16 tRNA genes are annotated in these 1,740 nt (G+C 49.7%); all 16 read right to left on the minus strand.

The annotated features are described in order from the left end of the window. Positions 1-137 precede the first annotated feature (137 nt). Positions 138-218 (minus strand) — tRNA-Leu (locus HRQ60_RS23245). Positions 219-242: 24 nt separating this feature from the next. Then, positions 243-316: transfer RNA gene (locus tag HRQ60_RS23250), tRNA-Arg, on the minus strand. A gap of 30 nt (positions 317-346) precedes the next feature. Further along, positions 347-420 (minus strand) — tRNA-Cys (locus HRQ60_RS23255). A 12-nt stretch (positions 421-432) separates the two neighbouring features. Further along, positions 433-507: transfer RNA gene (locus tag HRQ60_RS23260), tRNA-Gly, on the minus strand. A gap of 16 nt (positions 508-523) precedes the next feature. Then, positions 524-598: transfer RNA gene (locus tag HRQ60_RS23265), tRNA-Gln, on the minus strand. A 13-nt stretch (positions 599-611) separates the two neighbouring features. After that, positions 612-684: transfer RNA gene (locus tag HRQ60_RS23270), tRNA-His, on the minus strand. 41 nt (positions 685-725) lie between these two features. Then, positions 726-799 (minus strand) — tRNA-Trp (locus HRQ60_RS23275). Positions 800-804: 5 nt separating this feature from the next. Continuing rightward, a tRNA-Tyr gene (locus HRQ60_RS23280) sits at positions 805-889 on the minus strand. Between the two features lie 13 nt (positions 890-902). Then, a tRNA-Thr gene (locus HRQ60_RS23285) sits at positions 903-978 on the minus strand. Between the two features lie 35 nt (positions 979-1,013). Next, positions 1,014-1,089: transfer RNA gene (locus HRQ60_RS23290), tRNA-Phe, on the minus strand. A 47-nt stretch (positions 1,090-1,136) separates the two neighbouring features. Continuing rightward, positions 1,137-1,212: transfer RNA gene (locus HRQ60_RS23295), tRNA-Asp, on the minus strand. A gap of 19 nt (positions 1,213-1,231) precedes the next feature. Further along, positions 1,232-1,305, minus strand: a tRNA-Met gene (locus tag HRQ60_RS23300). Positions 1,306-1,323: 18 nt separating this feature from the next. Continuing rightward, a tRNA-Val gene (locus tag HRQ60_RS23305) sits at positions 1,324-1,399 on the minus strand. Positions 1,400-1,483: 84 nt separating this feature from the next. Beyond that, a tRNA-Glu gene (locus HRQ60_RS23310) sits at positions 1,484-1,555 on the minus strand. A gap of 15 nt (positions 1,556-1,570) precedes the next feature. After that, positions 1,571-1,661: transfer RNA gene (locus tag HRQ60_RS23315), tRNA-Ser, on the minus strand. Between the two features lie 3 nt (positions 1,662-1,664). Further along, positions 1,665-1,740: transfer RNA gene (locus HRQ60_RS23320), tRNA-Asn, on the minus strand.

Raw genomic sequence — 1,740 nt, forward strand, 5'->3', positions numbered from 1 at the left:
TCGTAAATGTTTAGGCTGGAAATCTACGCACGAATCGTTTCAGGAAGAAGTGTTGCACTTGGATTGACAATCCGTCATAAACAAAAACGGCTTTGCAAGATCACTGTTAAAGTAATCTTACAAAGCCGCTTCTCTTATACCGGTGAAAGGACTCGAACCTTCACGGGTCTCCCCACTCGATTTTGAGTCGAGCGCGTCTGCCATTCCGCCACACCGGCAAAAATAAAAAAATAGATAAGTAACGCGCCCTAAGAGATTCGAACTCCTGGCCTTTTGATTCGTAGTCAAACGCTCTATCCAGCTGAGCTAAGGGCGCAAGCTGTATAAACATTTTTTGAAAATAAACTGGAGGCGCCACCCAGATTCGAACTGGGGGTAGAGCTTTTGCAGAGCTGTGCCTTACCACTTGGCTATGGCGCCATAAAATGAAAATGGAGCGGACGACGGGAATCGAACCCGCGACCCTCGCCTTGGCAAGGCGATGCTCTACCGCTGAGCCACGTCCGCTCAAAACTGATAAAAATGGCTGGGGGTATAGGATTTGAACCTATGCGTGACGGAGTCAAAGTCCGTTGCCTTACCGCTTGGCTAACCCCCAAAAAAAAGAAAAGGGCGATCGACGGGAATTGAACCCGCGAATGTCGGAGTCACAGTCCGATGCGTTAACCCCTTCGCCACGACCGCCAAAATACAAATGAATCTTTGGGTTAAATATGAAATTACTATGGCAGGGGCAGCAGGAATTGAACCCACACTAACGGTTTTGGAGACCGTTGTTCTACCTTTAAACTATGCCCCTATAACTGGTGGAGGCTGATGGATTCGAACCACCGAACTCAGAGAGAACAGATTTACAGTCTGCTGCGTTTGGCCACTTCGCTAAGCCTCCACAATTCAAGAAATGGTGCCGGCGAGAGGACTTGAACCCCCAACCTACTGATTACAAGTCAGTTGCTCTACCAATTGAGCTACACCGGCCAATTTGTTGATTGTGTGGATATTTGGTTATCAAATGGTGGCTCGGGACGGAATCGAACCGCCGACACAAGGATTTTCAGTCCTTTGCTCTACCGACTGAGCTACCGAGCCTCGCAGTTTTCCTACAACCCGATCACAAACATTTGAAGAAATAAAAATGGCGGAACCGACGGGATTTGAACCCGCGATCTCCTGCGTGACAGGCAGGCATGTTAACCCCTACACCACGGTTCCAAGCCATAAGGTGAAGCAATTGCGGGGGCAGGATTTGAACCTGCGACCTTCGGGTTATGAGCCCGACGAGCTACCGAGCTGCTCCACCCCGCGTCAGAGTGTATAACTATATGGTGGAGGCTGAGGGGCTCGAACCCCCGACCCTCTGCTTGTAAGGCAGATGCTCTCCCAGCTGAGCTAAGCCTCCATTTCACATACGCTTACTATATTAACATGTTAGCAGCCTTATGTCAAATGTTTTTTCGTGCTTCTTCTCTTTCGAAAAGAAGAATGACCCGTAGGGGATTCGAACCCCTGTTACCTCCGTGAAAGGGAGGTGTCTTAACCCCTTGACCAACGGGCCTTACTGCAAAAAATATGGCGGAGAGAGAGGGATTCGAACCCTCGAGACGCTTTAGACGCCTACACGATTTCCAATCGTGCTCCTTCGGCCACTCGGACACCTCTCCATATGGCTCCCCGAACAGGACTCGAACCTGTGACAACTCGATTAACAGTCGAGTGCTCTACCAACTGAGCTATCAGGGA

This window comes from Saccharibacillus qingshengii (genome assembly GCF_013185195.1).
In the GTDB taxonomy this organism is placed as follows: Bacteria; Bacillota; Bacilli; order Paenibacillales; family Paenibacillaceae; genus Saccharibacillus; species Saccharibacillus qingshengii.